This window comes from Novosphingobium resinovorum (genome assembly GCF_036352595.1).
Classification (GTDB): Bacteria; Pseudomonadota; Alphaproteobacteria; order Sphingomonadales; family Sphingomonadaceae; genus Novosphingobium; species Novosphingobium resinovorum_B.
Window position 1 is genome coordinate 21154 of sequence record NZ_JAZFAX010000037.1, and the last position, 19586, is coordinate 40739.

12 protein-coding genes and 1 pseudogene are annotated in these 19586 nt (G+C 63.7%); 6 read left to right on the forward strand and 7 right to left on the reverse strand.

Annotated elements, in window-relative coordinates; all coding sequences use genetic code 11:
- Positions 1-333 precede the first annotated feature (333 nt).
- From V2S85_RS23085 to V2S85_RS23095, 3 genes are all read right to left on the reverse strand, one after another.
- Positions 334-2775: a hypothetical protein gene (locus tag V2S85_RS23085; RefSeq protein WP_330705149.1), complete on the reverse strand. Its 2442-nt coding sequence runs from the start codon at positions 2773-2775 to the stop codon at positions 334-336.
- A gap of 46 nt (positions 2776-2821) precedes the next feature.
- A complete protein-coding gene (locus tag V2S85_RS23090; RefSeq protein WP_330705150.1) occupies positions 2822-5644 on the reverse strand; it encodes a TonB-dependent receptor domain-containing protein in 2823 nt (940 codons plus the stop codon).
- Positions 5645-6006: 362 nt separating this feature from the next.
- On the reverse strand, positions 6007-6267 hold the full coding sequence (locus V2S85_RS23095; RefSeq protein WP_330705160.1) for a hypothetical protein: 261 nt from the start codon (positions 6265-6267) through the stop codon (positions 6007-6009).
- Between V2S85_RS23095 and V2S85_RS23100 the strand changes: the two genes are divergently transcribed.
- Positions 6251-9139, forward strand: a complete 2889-nt coding sequence (locus tag V2S85_RS23100) for a TonB-dependent receptor (RefSeq protein WP_330705159.1) — start codon at positions 6251-6253, stop codon at positions 9137-9139. The genes V2S85_RS23095 and V2S85_RS23100 overlap by 17 nt on opposite strands.
- A gap of 101 nt (positions 9140-9240) precedes the next feature.
- On the opposite strand, the gene V2S85_RS23105 is transcribed toward V2S85_RS23100, so the two are convergent.
- Genes V2S85_RS23105 through V2S85_RS23120 form a run of 4 tightly spaced genes read right to left on the reverse strand, consistent with a single transcriptional unit; the run spans position 9241 to position 14392 of the window.
- Positions 9241-10653, reverse strand: a complete 1413-nt coding sequence (locus V2S85_RS23105) for a glycosyl hydrolase family 28 protein (protein ID WP_330705151.1) — start codon at positions 10651-10653, stop codon at positions 9241-9243.
- Entirely contained in the window at positions 10650-12377 is a 1728-nt protein-coding gene (locus tag V2S85_RS23110; RefSeq protein ID WP_330705152.1) for a glycoside hydrolase 43 family protein, read from the reverse strand. The genes V2S85_RS23105 and V2S85_RS23110 overlap by 4 nt, the downstream gene beginning before the upstream one ends.
- A 14-nt stretch (positions 12378-12391) precedes the next feature.
- Positions 12392-13279: an ROK family protein gene (locus tag V2S85_RS23115; RefSeq protein ID WP_330705153.1), complete on the reverse strand. Its 888-nt coding sequence runs from the start codon at positions 13277-13279 to the stop codon at positions 12392-12394.
- Positions 13280-13327: 48 nt separating this feature from the next.
- Positions 13328-14392: a LacI family DNA-binding transcriptional regulator gene (locus V2S85_RS23120; RefSeq protein WP_330705154.1), complete on the reverse strand. Its 1065-nt coding sequence runs from the start codon at positions 14390-14392 to the stop codon at positions 13328-13330.
- A 204-nt stretch (positions 14393-14596) separates the two neighbouring features.
- Between V2S85_RS23120 and V2S85_RS23125 the strand changes: the two genes are divergently transcribed.
- The 5 genes and pseudogenes from V2S85_RS23125 to V2S85_RS23145 all read left to right on the forward strand — a co-directional run.
- A complete protein-coding gene (locus tag V2S85_RS23125; protein ID WP_330705155.1) occupies positions 14597-15889 on the forward strand; it encodes an oligosaccharide MFS transporter in 1293 nt (430 codons plus the stop codon).
- On the forward strand, positions 15889-17067 hold the full coding sequence (locus tag V2S85_RS23130) for a glycoside hydrolase family 88 protein (RefSeq protein WP_330705156.1): 1179 nt from the start codon (positions 15889-15891) through the stop codon (positions 17065-17067). Before V2S85_RS23125 ends, V2S85_RS23130 begins: the two co-directional genes overlap by 1 nt.
- Before the next feature lie 99 nt (positions 17068-17166).
- Complete coding sequence (locus V2S85_RS23135) at positions 17167-18588, forward strand: DUF1593 domain-containing protein (protein ID WP_330705157.1); 1422 nt, start codon at positions 17167-17169, stop codon at positions 18586-18588.
- Complete coding sequence (locus V2S85_RS23140) at positions 18585-19409, forward strand: class I mannose-6-phosphate isomerase (RefSeq protein WP_330705158.1); 825 nt, start codon at positions 18585-18587, stop codon at positions 19407-19409. Before V2S85_RS23135 ends, V2S85_RS23140 begins: the two co-directional genes overlap by 4 nt.
- Positions 19410-19461: 52 nt before the next feature.
- Positions 19462-19586: pseudogene (locus tag V2S85_RS23145) on the forward strand (5-dehydro-4-deoxy-D-glucuronate isomerase); the annotation flags it as partial.

The window sequence follows — 19586 nt, forward strand, 5'->3', positions numbered from 1 at the left end:
CGGACGTTATGGCGTAGACTCATTACCCGTTGCACCAGAGACGTGCGCACCGTGTCGCCAGTGGCTGCGGGGGCAGGTGACGTCCCGGCGCGGCGTCTCGCATGCCTTGACCACCAAGAATGCGGACCCCGGCATCGCTCGTACCGCGATACCCCGTTGGGTTATCGATAATAAAGCTAACCGCCAGAAAATTTGAATTGCCGGCCCACCCTGCCTGGAGATGTTGCATTCAACTTGCACTGGACAGCGGTCCGCTAGCAGCTTGCCGTGCGTACGCGCAGCGACGAAGGCGTACCGATCTGACTGGTTGGGCCGGACAGATCCGGCATGTGGTCATCGTTCGGCTGGATCAAAGAAAATCACGCTCGACAATGGCTCAAGGGTCATCTTGCGCCCCTGCGGCATGCTCGCGCGGGACAGCAGCTCCGGACCCTCATGCCGGGGCACGGTGATCGAAAGCGGCTTTGTCTCGCTCATATTGATTGCGACGAAATAGCCACCATAGCGCAGCACATAGCTTTCACCGCGCCCCGCGAAGACGCTGTCCTCGCCGGGAACGACCGTCAACCCCTCGGGCGCGCGTACCAGCGGCAAGCGCTCGCCGGCTTCCGCGAGCGCCTTACCATAGGCCCGATTGATGGCCTCTCCCTTCACCAAAACGACCTTGTCGGGTCTCGTCCAGAAAGCCCCGCCGGGAACGAATCCAGTCTCCACCGCGACGGTCGCGATGCGGTTCGCCGAAGGTGACCCGAGCCATACCCGCCCCAGATTATTCACGCCCCGATTCGCCCGCCAGTACAACGAGGCGTAGAAACGCTCCTCGCCGCGCTTTAGCGCCACGACACCGGTTTCGGGATCCGCAAACGCGAAATCGGGCTGACCGGCCGCCATCGGAAGCTTAACGTCCTGCAACGCGTGGCTGGCGATATCCGCGACGTCATCGATGACGTTGAGCAGGCCGTACGTGGTGCGAAAGCTCCTGTCGGCCAGCGTTGCCGCGAGGCTCGGCCACAGCGCGTTGTCGCCGATCATCTGCTGGGCATAGCCGACGAGTTGCGGATCGTCCGTGAAGACCGCGGCCTCGAACGGACTTCCGGCACCGGGCCGGGGCCGCTGCAGATACGTCACTTCCCCAGGCGACTTGAGATCGCGCCAGCCGACATCGCTCATCATACGCATGGCCAGGAAGCCATCGTCATCGATCCCGGGGTAACGGAACGGCGCGCGGGCACGCGCGATCTTCGCAAGCTGGGCACGGATCCTCTCGTCGCCGGGCGCGCCGGGCTTGCTGCGCGTCGCATCGTAGATCGCGCCGACCCAGTCCTGCACCTCGCCATAATTGCCGACGTACCCCAATTCGCGCGTAAGGCCGGTGCGCGACACCAGATGGTAGCCGTGCGGAACCCGGTAGGGCTGCGCCTTGGTGCCATCGGGACCACCTGCGTCGTAACTGTGCCCGCCGTCGGGCAGATCGTCGCCGCGCCATTCCTCGATGCCGACCGCCTCGTAGAGATAGCGCCGTGCCCGCTCCTCGGAGAAAGCCGACTGGGGCGAGACCACCGCCAACCCCCGATTCGCGAGATAGATTCCGTAGCAATCGACGATCATCGACTGATTGGTGTAGAAACGCCGGTGCGTGCGCAGCCAATCCCGGCTCGCCATTAGCATCCGGGTCAGCGCGGCGCGGCGCGAAATGCGCGTTGCGCCCGTCCACGCCACCTGCTCGTCCAGATAAGGTGCGAACGAAGCAGGATCGAGTGCGAGGGTCTGGCCGATCGGACCGAACCCGAACCAGTCGGGGTTCCAGGTGCTCTTCTCGTCGCGTACGATGTCCGGGTTGGCGGCATAGGCGGCGATGAAGTGGTCGATGCCCCTGACGATCGCCCGCTGGAGCTGGGGATCTGTCGCCAGCCGTGTCCAGGACTTGTGCCTGAGCTGGGCGAGGAACAGAATTTCGTGCTGGCCAAGCGGCCTCTGCGCCTTGACCAGTCCTTCCGCAGAACTCTCGATGCGCGCGCGGATTTGCGACAGCACCTCGCTTCCCGCGGCCTGAGGCACGATCCTGCCCGGCCCGGGACGCCTGGGCGCCACATCGGTCCGGCCATCGGGCAGTCCGGAAATGGCGGGCGCCCATGCCGAGGCATGGGTCTCCAGAGCGTAGATGATGCGCGAGGGCACGCTCATCGGCCGCTGGAACTTGTCGAAGGTCGCGCCGTAGGAGAATATCGGGCCGGTTGCCTCGACCTCGCACGAAATCTCGTTGCGCCCGCGGGTCACGGACATTGGCAAGGCGGTCGTGCGATAGAAGAACGCGCCGGGAAACTGCGGCGCGTGCGATCCGAAGTCGAGGGCATCGTGATCGCTCAGGACCCGGTCCCCGACCTGCTTGCCGTCGCACGACAGGATCAGGTTGCCGTCCACCGTCTCGCCGCCCCACAGGCGCACAGTGAGATAGTTCAATTCATCCGGGTTGACCTTGAGGCGGAAGGCGATCGACCCGCCGCGCCAGCCCGACGGCGGCGCATGCAACTGGACGCCGTTCTGCCCCAGTCCCCCCGCCACGATCGCGCCGTCGCGCAGATCGACATGATGCGCATCACGATCGCGCGCGTCGGCAAACACGATGCGATCAATTGGGGTTTGCGCATCGTGCGCCGAGGCGGGACAGGCCAGGACGCAGCACAAGGCGGGGCCGAGGGAATGAAGGGAGGTCGAGGCCATGATACGCGCTGAGTGCATTGCGGTGTCTCGTTGTCTTGCGACGCGGGCGGTCACGCCACCGGCGCACCGGCACCAGCGGCGTGACGGTAGCCGCAAAGGATCAGAAGCGGGCGGAGACGGTCAGGAAGTAGGATCGCGGTGCGTTCGTCTGCACTTGCGACAGCGCATTGGGGTACATTTCCAGGAACTGTTCTTCCGTAAGCTCCGGCGGGCGCGTGCCGACCTGGCTCAGCTGGGTTGGGTTCATGTCGTTGAACAGGTTGTTGACGTTGAGGTTGAGGGTGACCGCCTTGCTCAGGTTGTAGCGCAGGCCGATGTCCGAAAGCTTCTGCGCAGGCAGGCGGAAGGTGTCGCGAACGGTCACCGGGCGCGAACTGATGTAGCGGAAGCGGTAGTACGCCGCGAAGGGGCCGAAATGGACGTTCGCGGTTCCGTTGTAGGTTACGACGGCCGCGCGCTCCTGCGGCCCGGACAGATAAGTGGCGGTATCGTCGTCGGGAGGCAGGATACCGTTGGGGCACTTCTCGGGCGTAGGCACCCCGTTGCAGGTTCCAAGGCTGATCGAGGCGAACGAGACGGTCTTGCCCTTGTTCAGGGTCAACACATTGCGGATGTCGAACCAGCGCGTGAAGCGGATCGTATTGTCCAGCTCCAGGCCGTACGAGCGATAATGGCTGAAGAAGGGCCGCGTAGTATAGCGCGTGACGCCATCGGCAAGCAGACCACCGTTGTTGCGCACCGCCACATTCGTCAGGTCGGTGTAGAACACCACCGGATTGAAGGTCAGCCATTTATTGCGGAACTGCAGCGACAGCTCGTACTGCTCGATCGTAGGCAACGGGTCGAGCGAGAACTGGTCGGCGAGGGTTTGGGAGACATTGAATCCGTCCCAGAATGCATCGTTGTTCTTTCTTCCCTTGGTATAACGGGCATAGAGCGCGGCCTGGTTGCTGATCATGTAGCTGACAGCACCGCTGTACTGCAGGAACCTGGTGCTCTTGTCGTAGCGGAACGTCGTCGCTGCCGATTCGATCGCGTAGAGATTGTCGTACAGGGTCAGTGGATCGCCATCGATGCCGCCGAAGGTGCGCGACGCCGCATTCGGATTGGTCGAATAGCGCTGGTTGACGCCCCAGCCCCGGTAGAACGTGTAGCGCGCGCCGAAATCGAACAGCAGGCGGCTGGTCGGCTCCCAGGTAATCCCGAACATCGGCGAAATCTCGCGGACATTGGCCCGGTCGCGAAGCGTGAGGCCGGTGCTGCTTCCCAGCGCGCCGAAGCCGGTCGGATCGGTCAGCTGGTAGACGGTGCCGGCGGCGCCGCCGGCCGCAGTCGTCGTCGTGGTCTGGAAGTCGACGTCCAGCGTGGTCGGATTGTTCTGCAGCGGCATGATCCCGCGCCCCGCATAGGCGAAGTCCCTGGAGAAGCGGGTCAGGTTGAAGTAGCTGCCCGCAGTCACCGTGACCGGACCGAAGTCCTTGGTCAGGGTAAACTGGTCGGTGATGTCGCGGCTGCGGATCACGCCGCTCGAGTTGGACGATCCCACGGTCAGGATAAGATTTGTACTGTCGATCGGCGCCTGGTTGACGATGCTCTGATTCGGCAGGATATTGGGCGTGTTGCGATCGATACAGTAGCCATTGCTTACCGGCGTGACGCAGACCCCGTTCTGGCTTGTGGCAGTGATTCGATAAACGCGGGCCAGAACCTGTCCGGTGGACCGGTCGCTCAGCGTGAAGAAGCCGGGCGTGTTCGCGAGCCCCGCGGCCTGAGTCCCGAGCAGGCGGAACGTGTCGGCATTCAGCAGGCTCTGGTAGCCGATATCGGTGGCGTATGTGTGGTTGACCTGATTGCGCTGGATTCTGAAATTGTTCGTGAACGACCAGCCGCCACCGAATTCATGATCCCATTTGATACCTCCAGCGATCGATTTCTCATGGCTGAAGTCGCTCGGATTCCATTCGCGCGTGTCACCATTGCCGCCGAACGGCACGGTATGCGACAGATCGCCGGTGGGCAGAAAATTGACGGAGTTGCCGAATTGCTCGGTAAACTGCGGATTGTCGAAGCCGTAGGCAAGTGGGCGATAATTGTCGAGGTTGCCGGTGTGGTCGTTCAGGTACTTGAAACTCACAAGGAAACCGCCCGATCCAAGGCCTGAAACGTAATTGACGTTGGCATTGGCCTTGATCTGCCCCCCGCGATTGAGCGGGTAGGGAATGTCGCGATAGCCGAAACTGCGACGATAATTGCCACCAATCGAGAAGCCGAGATCACGTTCCTCGTTGCGCCAGCCATAGTAGAGATCGAACTTTTGGTAGGGATTGTCCTCACCCTCGATGCCGAGGCGCACGATCGCCAGTCCGCCGGGGTCCGAGAGCCCGGTCTTCGAGATATAGTTGAACAAGCCGCCCGGGGCGTTCGGTCCAGTTACGGCGGCAGATCCGCCGCGCACAGCCTGGACCCGCCTGATGGTCGCGTCGGCACGTAGGAACATGTCGGGCTGGAAATTCGAATAAGGCGCAGGGACGACGGGCATCCCGTCCTCGAGGATTGTTGTCCAGTAGTACCCGTATGTTCCGGATGCCGTGCCATTGGAAAGGCCGCGCGCATACACGGTATTCTTCGTCTCTCCGGCGTCACTGTTGACGACGACCCCGGGAATCTCCGTGAGGAGGTCGGCAGCACTGACGGGGACCGTATCGCGAATCCGCTCTTCACTCACTGTGGTGACGGCAACCGGGGCCTTGGAGGCCGTAGTATCGCGAAGAACGCCCGTAACGATGATTTCCTCCGTAGTGGCCTCTTCCTGCGGCGCAACGGCGCTCGTTGAAACAGCCTGTGCGGCGGCCACGGGAGCGATCGCAACGTATGCGACCCCAGCAGAAAGTGCGGCAAGCGTAGTGATGCGCGAGCGCGTCATCATCCTCTCCTGTTTTGAATTTTCTTCGGCAGCCGTGCTGTCGCTATTTCTGATATCGATATCAGAATTTTCGGCAATAGTTTTTTGCTATCCTACCGTTCGAAAACTTCGACGAGGTATTATCCGCCTCAGTAATTGCCTTGCAAATCAGCAGTATTCTATGGTCTCAGCGGGTCGATCAGCAGACAAGCGAGACCGGTTTTGCTGCGCTAGCCGAGCGCTCCCCATCCTCGGGCACGCGCGAATTTGCCACACTGCACACTCAGCCTGCTCTCAGAATAGAGCTACAAGTCCTGTCACTAAAGCGTCTGGTCGCTTCACCGACTCACAAGCACCTGCGCAAGGATGGTTGCAAGGCGCCGTCATCTCAATTCCAGCAACCTGGCAATCCGCACAATCTGTGCCCAACGGGCGATAAACCACCATATGATGCTGAAATCATCCAATAAAATTACCAAGAACCAGCCCGATAAAAAAATCGGTTGATGACCCATTCTGATATCGATATCAGAATGGGTATCGATATCAGCAGCGACGCTGAGGACCGGATCAATAATTCGAGGCGCGAGATGCGCCCGGTATACGGAGGGGATCACAATGAATAAGATGCGCCTGACGCCCATTCTGCTCGCAAGTTGCGCGGCGCTGCCTGCGTTCGCTCAGACGCCTGCTGCTCAGGCAACGTCGCCGCAGGCCGTAGAGCAAGCTGACGCCGACATCGTCGTGACCGGCATTCGCGCCAGTCTGCAGAGTGCCGTCCAGACAAAGAAAAACACGATGGAGATCGTGGATTCCATTACTGCCCAGGACATCGGCAAGCTGCCAGACCCAAACGTAGCCGAGACCCTGACCCGCGTCCCGGGTGTGCAGGCCTATCGCTTCGGTGGCGAGGCGTCTTCGCCCGTCGGCAACGGTTCGGGCCTGACCATTCGCGGCCTTACGGGCCAGACCGGATCACGCGTCGATGGGCGCGCCTATTTCACCGCCGGCAGCCGCGAATTCAATGTCGAGGGAGCTAGCCCGGGCATGGTGGCCGGGCTCGACGTATTCAAGAACCCGTCGGCCGAGCACATCGAGGGCGCGATCGGCGGTCTTGTCGACATCCGGACCCGCAAACCTTTCGATTTCAAGGGTTTGTCGGTGTCTGCCGCAGCGGGTGGACGCTACAACGATCTCGGCAAGAAGCTCACGCCCGAATACTTCGGGATGGTGTCGAACCGCTGGGACCTGCCGGGCGGCGGCGAGATCGGCGTTCTGCTGGCGGCGAGCTATTCCAAGAGCTTCAACCGGGGGGACAACACGCCTTCGGTCGGCGGCACGCAGTTCCGCAGGGCCATTCGCGGGGACAGCGCCGAGTATGCCGCCAATGTCGGAACCGGGCTAAATCTCAACGGCGCCTATCTTGGCCGCTCTGACGTGACCTACCTAGCGGATGTCAATCCGGCCACCGTCCCGGTCGACGAGCGCCAGAACCTGCTGACGTCGGTCGGCGTCCAGAACAACATTGCCCAAGAAGACTATACCCGCACCCGCAAGGGTCTCAACGGCGCCTTGCAATGGCGCCCGGGCCCAGGGCTCGAGTTCTACGTGGAGGGCAACTACAACTCGTACCTCTACCACCAGAACTATCGTTTCCTCAACGCAACCGACAGCCGGTACGCGCAGGATCTTACGACAAAGGCCTTCACGATCGATGAGATGCTGGCCAACCGCAACGCGAACGGCGGGTCGAACGACCTACTGTCCGGCCAGCGCATCACCGGCGGCACGTTCCTCAATTCCGGGATGTCGACGACCGGCGGCGACGAGCATCGCCGCTACGAAACCTTCGTGATCGCAGGTGGCACGAAGTGGGCGGCCAGCGATCACCTCGACGTCGATTTCGACTTCTCCTACGTCAAGGCCGACCAGACACAGGACAACCGAGCCGTGACGCTGGCCTCGGCGGCCGGGTTGATCTGGGACATCACTCGCGATCTCGGCCGTCCGCAACAGGTCTCGATCACCGGCCCCGACCTGTCGTCGGCGAGTTCCTGGGTATTCAACAACTACTCGAACGCGACCAACCAGGCCTGGCATGATGACGGTATCTCTGCCGCGCTCGATCTGGTCTACAAGTTCGACGATTCCTTCCTCAAGGACATCAAGGTCGGAGTACGCTATGCCACCCAGAAGGACCGCTACCGCAACTACTCGTTCAGCAACCGCAACCTGACCACCAATGGCCTAGCGCTCGCTGCCGATCGCTCGAACGCGATATCGGTGGCCTCGATGGCGGATCTCGTCGCGACATCCCCCACCAACTTCATGAATGGCGAGGCGGGCTACCGGGGCGGCTACCTGACGTTCTCACCCGATGCCCTGCTGGGCGACAACGTGCGCTCGCGTTTCCCCAACGCGGGAATCCTGCCCGAGGACTCGCTGGCCGAAATCGTGCTCAACCGACGCTACTTCAGCGAGAAGAGCTACGCCGGCTACGCCGTCGCCGACTTCGGGTTCCTCGACGACCGGATCAAGGGCAATGCCGGTGTTCGCGTCGTCAAGACGGACACGTTCGTACGTGCTATGGTCGATCCGCTCAATACTGGCAACGTGGTGCCGAGCGAGAGTACCTCGTCGTATACCTACGCACTGCCCAGCTTCAACCTGACAGGCTACATCACGCCCGATACGCTGGTGCGCTTCGGCTACGGCAAGGGTATCACCCGTCCCGAGTTCTCCGCACTCAACCCCTCGCTGATCATCAACACGGTCAGCGGTGTGGGCACGATCGGCAACCCGAACCTCAAGCCCCAGACGGCCAACAGCTTCGATCTCTCGTTCGAACACTACTTCTCGCCGGTGAACTACGTCTCCGCCGCGCTCTTCTACAAGAAGATCGACGGGTTCTTCAGCGGTGTATCCTCGTGCCAGAGCGTCGCCGGCGCCCCAACGCCGACCACCAATACCAGCTGCTCGGGCGACCAGTACTTCATCACCCAGACCATCAATGCGGAAAAGGGAACCGCCAGGGGCATCGAACTGGCAGGGCAGACCTTCTTCGACTACGACTTCCTTCCCGACTTCGCGCACCGCTTCGGCGTGCAGGGCTCGTTCACCTACGTCGAGACAAAGAACCCGCTGACGCTCAACAACCAGCGGGTGACCACCATGCAGCCGCTGACGTCCAAGTATTCTTACTCAGTGACCGGGCTTTACGAAGACGAGACGATCTCGGCACGCCTCGTCTACACTTGGCGTTCCAAAGCGATTCTGTTCGGCCTGGCGGCCAACCCGATCGACGGCCGCTACATCCGCAGCTTCGGGCTGCTCGATGCCTCGATCAACTTCAACCTGGCACATAACTTCTCGCTCGCGATCACGGCCTCGAACCTCACCAATCAGGCGGCCGACCGCTTCGTTGGTGAACCCGATCTCGCGACCGGGATCGAGCGTCAGCATTTCATGAACGGCCGCAACTTCGGCGCAACGCTGCGCTACAATTTCGGAAGCTGACGCTTCCGCGACGAGAGGGGACTCCTCCCAAAGAAACCCTCTCAAACCTGATGGGTCGCCGGCTCCTCCGCCGGCGACCCTTTTTTAACAGTGCCCGCACTTCACGGCGGCAAGATCGAGACCCGTTCCGCGTAGGCTCCGACATCGATATCCTCGAGTGACAAAGCCCTATCCGGTCCGCCGACATCGACAAGGCTGACATCGCGCACGGTCCTGTGAGCGTCGAATCCGGCGATGACGGGGCGGTTCGCGTTCCCGCTGCTCGAGCGGACGTTACGCATCACGATGTTCTCGATCCCGCGCCCCGGAGCAAGGCTGTACTTCTGGTTGAAGACCACCCGGAAATTGAACAGCATGCCCTCCTCGATCCGGTCTATGCGGATGTCGTCGAACACCACGTTGCGGACCAGATTGTTGTCACCATCGGTGATCGCCAGCGCGCCCTGATAGTCGCGGTCGTCCTCGTCGTGATCGAGAATATCGATGTTGCGGAACACTAGGTTCTCGATCGTGCGCGGCTCGTCCTTGCTGCCATGAAGCCCGATGTTCACCGGATGGGCGACATCAGCCCAGAGCGTCGAGTTCTCCACGAGGTAGTTGCGCGCATCGCCGTGATAGTCCCAGCGATCGGCATAGATCGCCACGGCATCGTCGGAAGTCCGCAGGAATGCGCCGTCGATGTGGACGTCCGAGCAGGCCATCAGGTCGATGCCGTCGGTCCAGCCGCCCGCACTGAAGGTACGCAGGTTGCGGATCGTCAGCCCACGCGACTGTCCGCACATCAAGGTATAATGGCCCGGGTTGATCACGATCGGACCTTCGATCTCGATGGCTTGGGAATGGAGAACGGTTATCCCCTCCTTGCCGCCCTTGACGATGCCGGGCCCAACGATGCGCACATCGTGCGCGTTGGCGACATCGACCTGCCCCTTGAGGATCGCGCCTCCGGCAAGACGCACGTCGGTATTCGATTCGAAACGGAAGCTGTCTTGCCCTGGCGGCGGGACGTGGATGCCGGCACCGAATGCCACGAGCGTGCGCCCTTTCGCGGGCCCGGCGGCCGGATAGATCGGATTGGCGAAGAGATGGAGGTTGTGCAGGCGATCATCGTCGAACTCGACCGACAGGTTCGCCGGGCCATCCAGCTTCAGGTAGGCGATCGCGCCGACGAGCCTGGCCTCGATGCCTCGCGAAGCGGGCCGCACGGCAACGTGACGAACCGCGCCGTTGTTCTTCTGGATCGCCACCTCGACCGGGCCGCTGGTCCCGAAGGTGACCATCGAGGCGGGCTGCGGCTTGTCGAGATCGACCATGACGCGGTATTCGTACAGGTTCCGCCATTCCCCTCCGGGCTGTCGTACCCGCACGGTGAAAGTGTCGTCGAACGAGGTGTAGTAGTCGCTGCCCGGCGGCGGTGGGTAGACCTCGAGAACACCAGGCGCGGCGGCCGGCGTGGCCTGTGCGGGAAGTCCAACGGCAAGCGCGCCGAGCGCGACGACCGCCAGGGGCTTCACTGCCCGATCCTCCACCAGTCGTACCGGGCGTATCCGGCACTCGTCGCGACCGCGGCCGGCGTGCCGAGGGCAGCCTGCGCGAAGAGACCGATCTGGGCGCCAACCCAGCGCCCCTGCCTGGCTTCGAACGTCGATCCCAGCTCTTCGTACCGCGCGCCGTCGAGACTGTAGGCGAAGCGCACCGCCATGCGGGTATCGCGCAGCATCGAGGGCCAGTAGGGCGCAAAGTCGGGGGGCGGCACATCCACCATGACCGGCCTGGCGCAGGCCCTGAGCCAGACACGATCCTGCTTCAGCACCGGCCCTGCCGTATCGACGATCGGCATGCCGGGACGCTCGTCGTCCTTGCGCACCTGCACTACCCGCATGCCCTCCGGCCTATTTTCCAGGCCAATCCAAGCAAAGTTGACCCCGTGCACCGCCAGCCCGGCCCGCTCGCCGATCCGCAGAGGCGCAAAGCGCATCAGCGTGCTCGCGCAGAACGCCGGTCCCGGAAGCTTCTGCGACAGCACCGCCCCGGTCTCGTACAGGTCCGCGGATCCCGTCACCGACTTGAGCTTCAGCCATCCGTCCTGGACGCTGGCCGAGTCGTCTCCCAGGTTACTGCCGAACTGCCAGGCGAGAGAATAGCCTTGATCGAATTCGTCATCGGCGACCGGCGCCGCGACCGGCTGAGTCGCCACGCCGGGTTTGCGATGCACGAGCACCGGCTCACCGCGGCCGTCGCCATCGGCGTCGGTCCCGATCACCGGCCAGCCGTCCTTCCAGCGCATCGGCTGGAGGTGGACGATCCGCCCATAGGCATCGCGATCCTGGAAATGAAGGAACCAGTCCTCGCCGCCCGGCGTATCGATCCACGCGCCTTGGTGCGGCCCGTTGATCGCCGTGCCGCCCTGATCCATGACGTTACGCCCCTCATAGGGGCCCGTGATCCTGCGACTGCGGAAGACGCCCTGCCAGCCGCCCTTGACGCTGCCGCTGGGGACGAACACGTAATACCATCCACCGCGCTTGTAGAGCTTGGGACCTTCGGTCGTCTGCCAGGGACGCGGTCCGAGGCTCGTCGCGACCTCGGGCATTCGCCCGGCGTCGATGATGATGCGTTCGGGGCCTTCGGTCCTGGTGCCTGCCGCATTCAGCCGCTTGAGCGCGATGAGGTTCCCCTTGCCCGCCCGGCTTTTCGCGAAGGCGTAGGCGAGCCAGCCGGTGCCGTCATCGTCCCAGAACGGCGCCGGATCGATCGCGCCGGTGGTACCGTCGACCAGCACCGGCTCGCTCCATGGTCCTTTCGGATCGATCGCCGAGACCATGAAGATGCCGCGGTCTGGGTCGGGATAGTAGATCACGAAGCGACCATCGCGATGACGGATCGCGGGAGCCCACACCCCTCCCCCGCGCCGGGCGGTACGATAATGGTCGTCAGGGGGAATACGGCGCAGGGCGTGGCCAATCAGCGTCCAGTTGACGAGGTCGCGCGAGTGGAGGATCGGCAGGCCCGGCACATCCGTGAACGAGGACGACACGAGATAGAAATCGTCGCCGACGCGAACGGCATCGGGGTCCGAATAGTCGCCCGCCAGCACCGGGTTGCGATAGGTGCCGTCGCCCTGATCGGCGATCCAGCGTCCCTCACCGGCACCTGCTCCGGCGCCTGCTCCAGCGGATGCGCCTGCGGTCATACATGCGGCAAGAGCCGCGAGCGAAAGCAAGCTAGTGCGAAGCATGGTCTTCTCCCAGGTCAGGCTGCGGCGGCCTCGGCGAGCAGGAAGGCTCCGACGAGCCCGGACGGCTCCCTGCATGCGGGCGACACGATCGTGCGCTCCATGTCCTCGTGTCTGCGCAGCGCATGGACATAGCCGCCCAGCAATTCGAGCGTTCGCGTCCGGATCAGTGGCAGCAGGCGCTCCTGCTTCATCACCCCTCCGCCGAGCACGATGCGCTGCGGCCCGGTGGTCAGGAACAGCGAGGCACACAACTGCGCGAGATAGCTCGCTTCGACGTCCCAGAACGGATGGTCGTGAGGGACGTGGGAAGGCGTGAGATCCCAGGCAGCGGCCACGGCGGGGCCTGCCGCAAGGCCCTCGAGGCAATCCCCGTGGAAGGGGCACAGTCCGGCGAAATCGCCATGTGCGGGATGACGCCTGACGGGAATATGCCCGGCCTCGGGATGCCCGATGCCATGGACAGTACGGCCCGCACTCACGAGACCGACCCCGATCCCGGTGCCGACCGTGACATAGGCAAGATCGCGCAGCCCGCCGCCGATCGCCGCGATCTCCGCCAGGGCCGCGGCGTTGACATCGGTATCAAGCCCGATCGGCACGTCGAGAAACTTGCGCGCGCGAACGATCATGTCGGTGCCCTCCCAGCCCGGCTTGGGAGTCGCCAAGATGTGGCCGTACTGGGGTTGGGCTGGGTCGACGCCGACGGGCCCGAAGCTGGCGATACCCAAGCCCGCCAGGGGCCCGAGGTCCGTCGCCGAGCGGAAGAACGCTTCCACGTCCGCGAAGGTGGCATCGGGATCGCGCGTCGGGATGGTGACGGTGCGAAGCGAGCCACCATCCGAACTGCCCACCGCGCAGACGAACTTGGTGCCCCCCGCTTCGATCGCGCCGAAGATGGTCATGCGATTTTCCTTTCGCGAAATGTCTGGATGGCTGCAGGCGCAGCCGGTTCAGTCGATCGGTGCGCCGGTCGAGGCGCGTTCGACCAGTGTCAGCATCTCGCGCACATGCTTCACTTCCGGCCGTGCGCCGGTCCGTGCCTCGCGCACCTGGTCGCTCAGCAGCGCGACCGCGCGCGACGCCATGTCCGAGATCGGCTGGCGGATGGTGGTAAGCTCGGGCCAGATGGTGGCGGCGATCTGCGCGTCGTCGAAGCCGGCGATGCTGAGATCGCCTGGAATCCGCAGACCCAGGCCATGGGCGACTGCGGTGACGGCCGCCGCCATGTCGTCGTTGCTGGCGAAGATCGCGGTCGGCCGGTTGGGCTGGTCGAGCAGCGTGTGCGCGGCATCGAGCCCCGAGCGGTAGTTGAACAGACCCGGCGCGATCCATTCGTCGCGGATTGTCAGCGATGCGCCCGCCATGGCCGCGCGGTAGCCCTGCTCGCGGCGCTGGGACGGCGAGTGCGCCGGATCGCCCTGGATGAAGCCGATCGCGCGGTGCCCCTTGCCGATGAGATAGCGAGTCATGTCGAAGGCACCCTTGTAGTCGTCGACGATGATGGCCGAGATGCCTTCACGGGGGATGGCCGTCGCGAAGGCGAGCGGGATCACGTCCGCGCTGGCCGCGAGATCGAGGAGCGCCTGCGAGTCGCACAGCGGCGGCGGCAGGATGACCCCGCCGATGCGCGCCTCAACGAGGCGATGGAGGCTGGCGATGGCTTCCGCCTCGTTCGCGCCCGGCTCGATGAGGAACTGGCAGCCGCTCTCCCCGCTCTGGCGAAACGCGCCCATGAGGAAGGTGCCGAGGTTCGACGAGGAGGGATTGGAATAGATCGCGCCTACCCGCACCGCGCTCGAAAAACTGCGCGCATTGAGATTGGGCGAATACTCGAGTTCGGCGATCGCGGCATTCACCCGTTCGCGCATCGCTTCGCTGACATGCCGCTTGCCGGTCATCACCCGCGACACCGTCATCGACGACACGCCGGCATGGCGCGCCACATCATGGATCGTCACGACAGGGCGATGCGCACTCTTCGCGCCGCTATCCTTGCGCTTCGACTCATTTGCCATCAAATTGCCTCTCCAGGGCCGTCACGGCCAGCGAGCACCTGATACGGTGACGCACTTCCCTTACTGATATCGATAACCTCTCTTGGCCATGTGTCAAGTTAGGCTCTTGCCAAACGGGAATCGCAGCTGCATACATGATATCGATAACATAATGTGGAGCGTTCGCGAGATCGAAGCAGCCGCCACGCAGCGAACGAGGATGCCGTGCTTGCCAATCGACAAAGAAACTATGCGGTTCTGAGCGCCTTCCTGTTTGCGTTCTTCTTCGCGCAGGCCATGGCGATGTCGTTGCTGTCGATCTGGCTGACCCGATCGCTGCACTTGAACGGGGCCCAGGCCGGGACGGTCTTCGCAGTCAATTCGATCGGCGCAATGCTGGCTCAGCCGGCCTACGGCTTTCTGTCCGATCGCATGGGCTTTCGCAAAGTGGTGCCGGTCATGATCGCCTCGCTGGTGATTTTTGCCGGGCCGTTCTTCCTGTATGTCTATGCGCCGCTGCTGCGATGGAGCCTGCCGCTCGGCGCGGCCACGGGCGGGATCTATCTCGGGTTCACCTTCATGGCGGGCAGCTATGCCCTCGAGAGCTATGTCGACCGCGTCGGCCGGCGCTACGGCTTCGAATACAGCCGCACCAGACTGTGGGGCTCGATCGGCTTCGCGACGGCTGCTGCATTCTCTGGCCGGCTCTACAACCTCGATCCGGCGATCAACTTCTTCCTTGCCAGCCTCGCCGGCCTGGCGCTGATTCCGCTGATCCGCCTTGCCCGGATCGAACCGGACGAGGAGGCGCAGCATGCGGCCGACCAGCTGAAGCTGCGCGACACGCTTGCCCTGTTCGGCCAGGCGCGCTTCTGGCGGTTCATGATCCTGATCCTCGGGGTCACCAACCTCTACCTCGTCTACGACCAGCAGTTCCCGTTCTATTTCTCCTCGCTCTTCCCCTCGCCCGAGGAAGGCAACGCGATGTTCGGCTACCTCAACGCGGCGCAGATCTTCGTGGAGGCCGGGGGAATGTTCGTGGCTCCGCTCATCGTGCGCCGGATCGGCGCCACCCGCGGGCTGCTGCTGGCGGCGATGATCATGATCATTCGCATCGCCGGGTCGGGCTTCGCGATCGGTCCGGTCACGATCTCTATGTGCAAGATGGCGCATGCCGTGGAACTGCCGATCCTGGCCGTCTCGATCTTCCGCTACATCGCCTACCACTTCGAGAGCCGGTTCGCCTCGACGGTCTACATGGTCGGCGTCAGCTTCGGCCATTCGCTTGGCCTCGCCATCCTCTCGCCGCTTGCCGGCACCGGCTACGACCTGTTCGGCTTCCAGCACACGTACTTCCTGATCGCGGGCTTCGCGTTCTTCTTCTGGATCTGGTCGGCGATTTCCCTTGCCCCGACCCCGCCCGAATACACGCCTGTCCCCCGCAAGGCCGGACAGGCGCCCGACACCGCCGCGATCGCATCCGCACCGGACGTTCGCCGCTACGAGGATGCTCTTTGATGAGTGAAGTTACCTTCGAGGTCCTGTCTCACCGCGCGCTCGAACGCCCGCGTCCGGACCTGATCGACGCGTGGATCACCGCAGCACTGGCCCGTGTCGATCGCATGCTGCCGCAGTTCGACACCCATTTTCCCGCGCCCTCTAGCGAAAGCAACATCTACGGCCCCATCGACAACGTCGAGTGGACCAACGGCTTCTGGACCGGGATGCTGTGGCTCTCGTGGGAATTCACGGGGGCGGACAAGTACCGCAAGATCGCGGCGCAGAACCTCGTCTCGTTCGCCAACCGGATCGACAAGCGCATCAACGTCGACCATCACGATCTCGGCTTCCTGTACACCCTGTCCTCCTGTGCCGGTCATCGCCTGACGGGCGATCGCAACGCGAGGGATGCCGGCGTTGCCGCGGCGGCACAGCTGCTGGCGCGCTTCGATCCGGTGGCGAAGGTCATCCAGGCATGGGGCGACATGGACGTGCCCGCCGAACGCGGCCGCATGATCATCGACTGCAACCTCAACGTGCCGCTGCTCTACTGGGCGACCCGCGAGACCGGCGATCCTCGCTTCGCGGCCGCGGCCGACCAGCATCTCGAGCAGGCCGCGCGCCTGCTGGTGCGCCCCGATGCCTCGACGTTCCATACCTATTACATCGACACCGTCACCGGCGAACCGCGCCACGGCAGCACGCACCAGGGCTACTCTGACGACAGCAGCTGGGCGCGCGGACAGGCCTGGGGCATCTATGGCTTCGCTCTCGCCTGGCGGCATACCGGCAAGCAGCACTACCTTGACCTCGCCTCGCGGCTGGCGAACCATTTCCTCAACCGTCTTCCCGACGATGGCATCTGCTGCTGGGACCTGATCTTCACCGAGAACGAGGGCGTCGACAGGGACAGCTCGGCAGCCGCCATCGCCGCCTGCGGCCTGCTCGAGCTGGCCCAGGCACTGCCGCTGTCCGATGCCCTTCGCGAGACTTACGAGGCCTGGGCCGTCGCGATCATGAAGACGCTCTCGGACGACTATCTCGCGCCTGTCGACGGGTCCAACGCGCTGCTGCTTCACGGCGTCTACCACATGCCTAACAAGGCTGGCGTCGATGAAGCCTGCATCTGGGGCGATTACTTCTATCTCGAGGGCCTGATGCGCCTGCGTCGTCCCTGGTCGCCCTACTGGGCGTGACGCATGGCCTGGCGTAACCACAAGATCAGACGCTCCCCGAAGTCGCCGCCCGGTCGGCTCCGAGCGAGGGCCGCCCGCTGGGCCGCTTGCCTTGGCGCGTTGGCGATAGCGGGCTACGCGACGATAGCGAGTTGCGCGGCTACGGCCGGTGCGGCCGCCTGCCCGCGCGAACCCGACAACGCGCGGCTCATCGTCCTGACGGACATCGGCAACGAGCCGGACGATTCGGAATCGCTCATCCGGCTGCTGCTCTATACCAACGAGATAGACCTCGAGGCGGTGGTCGCATCGACCTCGGTGTGGCAGCACGAACAGATTCGCCCGGAACTCGTGGACGAGCGGATTGCCGCCTACGCGAAAGTCGTCGGAAACCTGCGCGTCCACGACTGCCGATACCCTGAAGCCAGCGCCCTTGCGCGCATGGTCAAGCGAGGAAGCTCCCGCTACGGCCTCGCCGGCGTCGGACCAGGTAAGGCGACCGAAGGCTCGCGCGCCATCATCGCCGCCCTTGACCGTGACGATGCCAGACCGCTCTGGGTCGCCCTGTGGGGCGGCGGTGTGGACCTGGCTCAGGCGCTGACAGACTTGCGCGATACTCGCGCGCCCGAGGCCGTCGACAAGGCAGTCGCCCGGCTGCGGGTCTATGCGATCTCCGACCAGGACGATGCCGGTCCGTGGATCAGGACGAATTTCCCCGGGCTGTTCTGGGTCGGCAGCATCCACGCCTTCGGCGACTATTCGGCCGCGACCTGGCGCGGGTTCTCGGGCGATCTCTACAGACAGCCCGACGTCGTCGCTCCCGCGCTGACCGGACCCGACGGTCGACTGGTGACGAACGACTGGCTGTCCCGCAACATCCGCAAGGGTCCTCTCGGCACTTTGTATCCGACCTGGCTCTACGCCATGGAGGGTGACACCCCCTCGTTCATGAACCTCGTGTGCAACGGTCTGTCCTTTCCGGAACGCCCCGAATGGGGAGGCTGGGGTGGCCGCTACGGCCGCGTGTCGCCCGAGCAGGGCCTCTTTGCCGACGCCACCGATACCGTCGTGGGCATGGACGGCGTAACCTATCGCAGCGGACAGGCCACGATCTGGCGGTGGCGAAAAGCCTACCAGAACGACTTCGCGGCGCGCATCGCCTGGACCCTGACCGGATGCTACACCTGCGCCAACAATGCGCCTCGGATCGCGCTGAAGGGGACGCATTCGCCCTCCCCGCTCGTGCTCGCCGCCAGGCCCGGAACCACGATCACGCTCGATGCCAGCGGATCGCAGGACCCCGACGGGGACCAGCTCGATTTCGCATGGTCGAGCTATCCCGAAGCAGGATCGACGTTCCCCGAGGCCTCACCCCAGATCCGTGACAGCCACAAGGCGATCACGACCGTTGCCGTTCCATCCGGGACCACGAAGCCGATCCACGTCATCCTGCAGATCACCGACCATGGATCGCCATCGCTGACCCGGTACCGCCGGGTGATCATCAATCCGGCGAGAGCCGTGGAAGGCAGCAGTCAATGACCGTCCATCGCCTCACTGCACGCAGTGTTTCGAAGCCCTGGGGGATCACCGATGTCCCGTCCGCATTCCCGTCCCTGTCCGGAGACCGGGTCGGCGAGGTCTGGTTCACCGATGCACCGATGAATGCCTCGACGCTGCTCGTGAAGTATCTGTTCACGAGCGAGAAACTGTCGGTCCAGGTGCACCCGAACGATGCCGATGCCCAGGCCGTAGGCCTGCCGCTCGGAAAGTCGGAGTGCTGGTATGTCGTCGAAGCAGAGGCGGATGCGCGGCTGGGCATAGGCCTGCTCGCATCCATGGATGCCGCTGCGGTCAGGTCCGCGGCTCTGGACGGATCGCTGCAGGATCTCCTCGACTGGAAGCCGGTCAGCGCCGGCAGCTTCTTCTACATTCCGGCCGGAACCATCCATGCCATTGGAGCGGGCCTGCAGATCGTGGAAATCCAGCAGAGCGCCGACGTTACCTATCGCCTCTACGACTATGGCCGCCCCCGCGAGCTCCACCTCGAACGCGGCCTCGCCGTGGCGCAGCTGGGCCCCTATTGCATGCCCGAACGGACGGTGTCCGCAAACGAGCACGAATGCCTGGTCGAGCCGGGTAATGCGCCTTTCAGCGTGGACAGCATCGTCGAGGCGGATGGCGATACGTTCACCCTCGCCGACGACGTCTCCTGGTTCGTGCCGATCAAGGGTCACGGTCTCATCGACGGACATCGCTGGACCGCGGGCGAGTGCTGGGTTTCCGAGGGCCACTGCGACATTGCTGCCGAAGGGCCAATGCATGCGCTTGTCGCCCGCGTGTCGCCGCCGGGGCGAGACTAGACCACGAATTCGAACAACGTCAGACAATCCGATACCCCAAGGAGGGAAACCAGTGTTCTGCAAGACGTATCACGCCACCCATCCTGACATGATGGAGTGTGTCTCCAACGAGGAACTGCGCGACCGTTATCTGGTCACCGGCATGTTCAAGGCCGGCGAGGTCAACCTCAACTACTC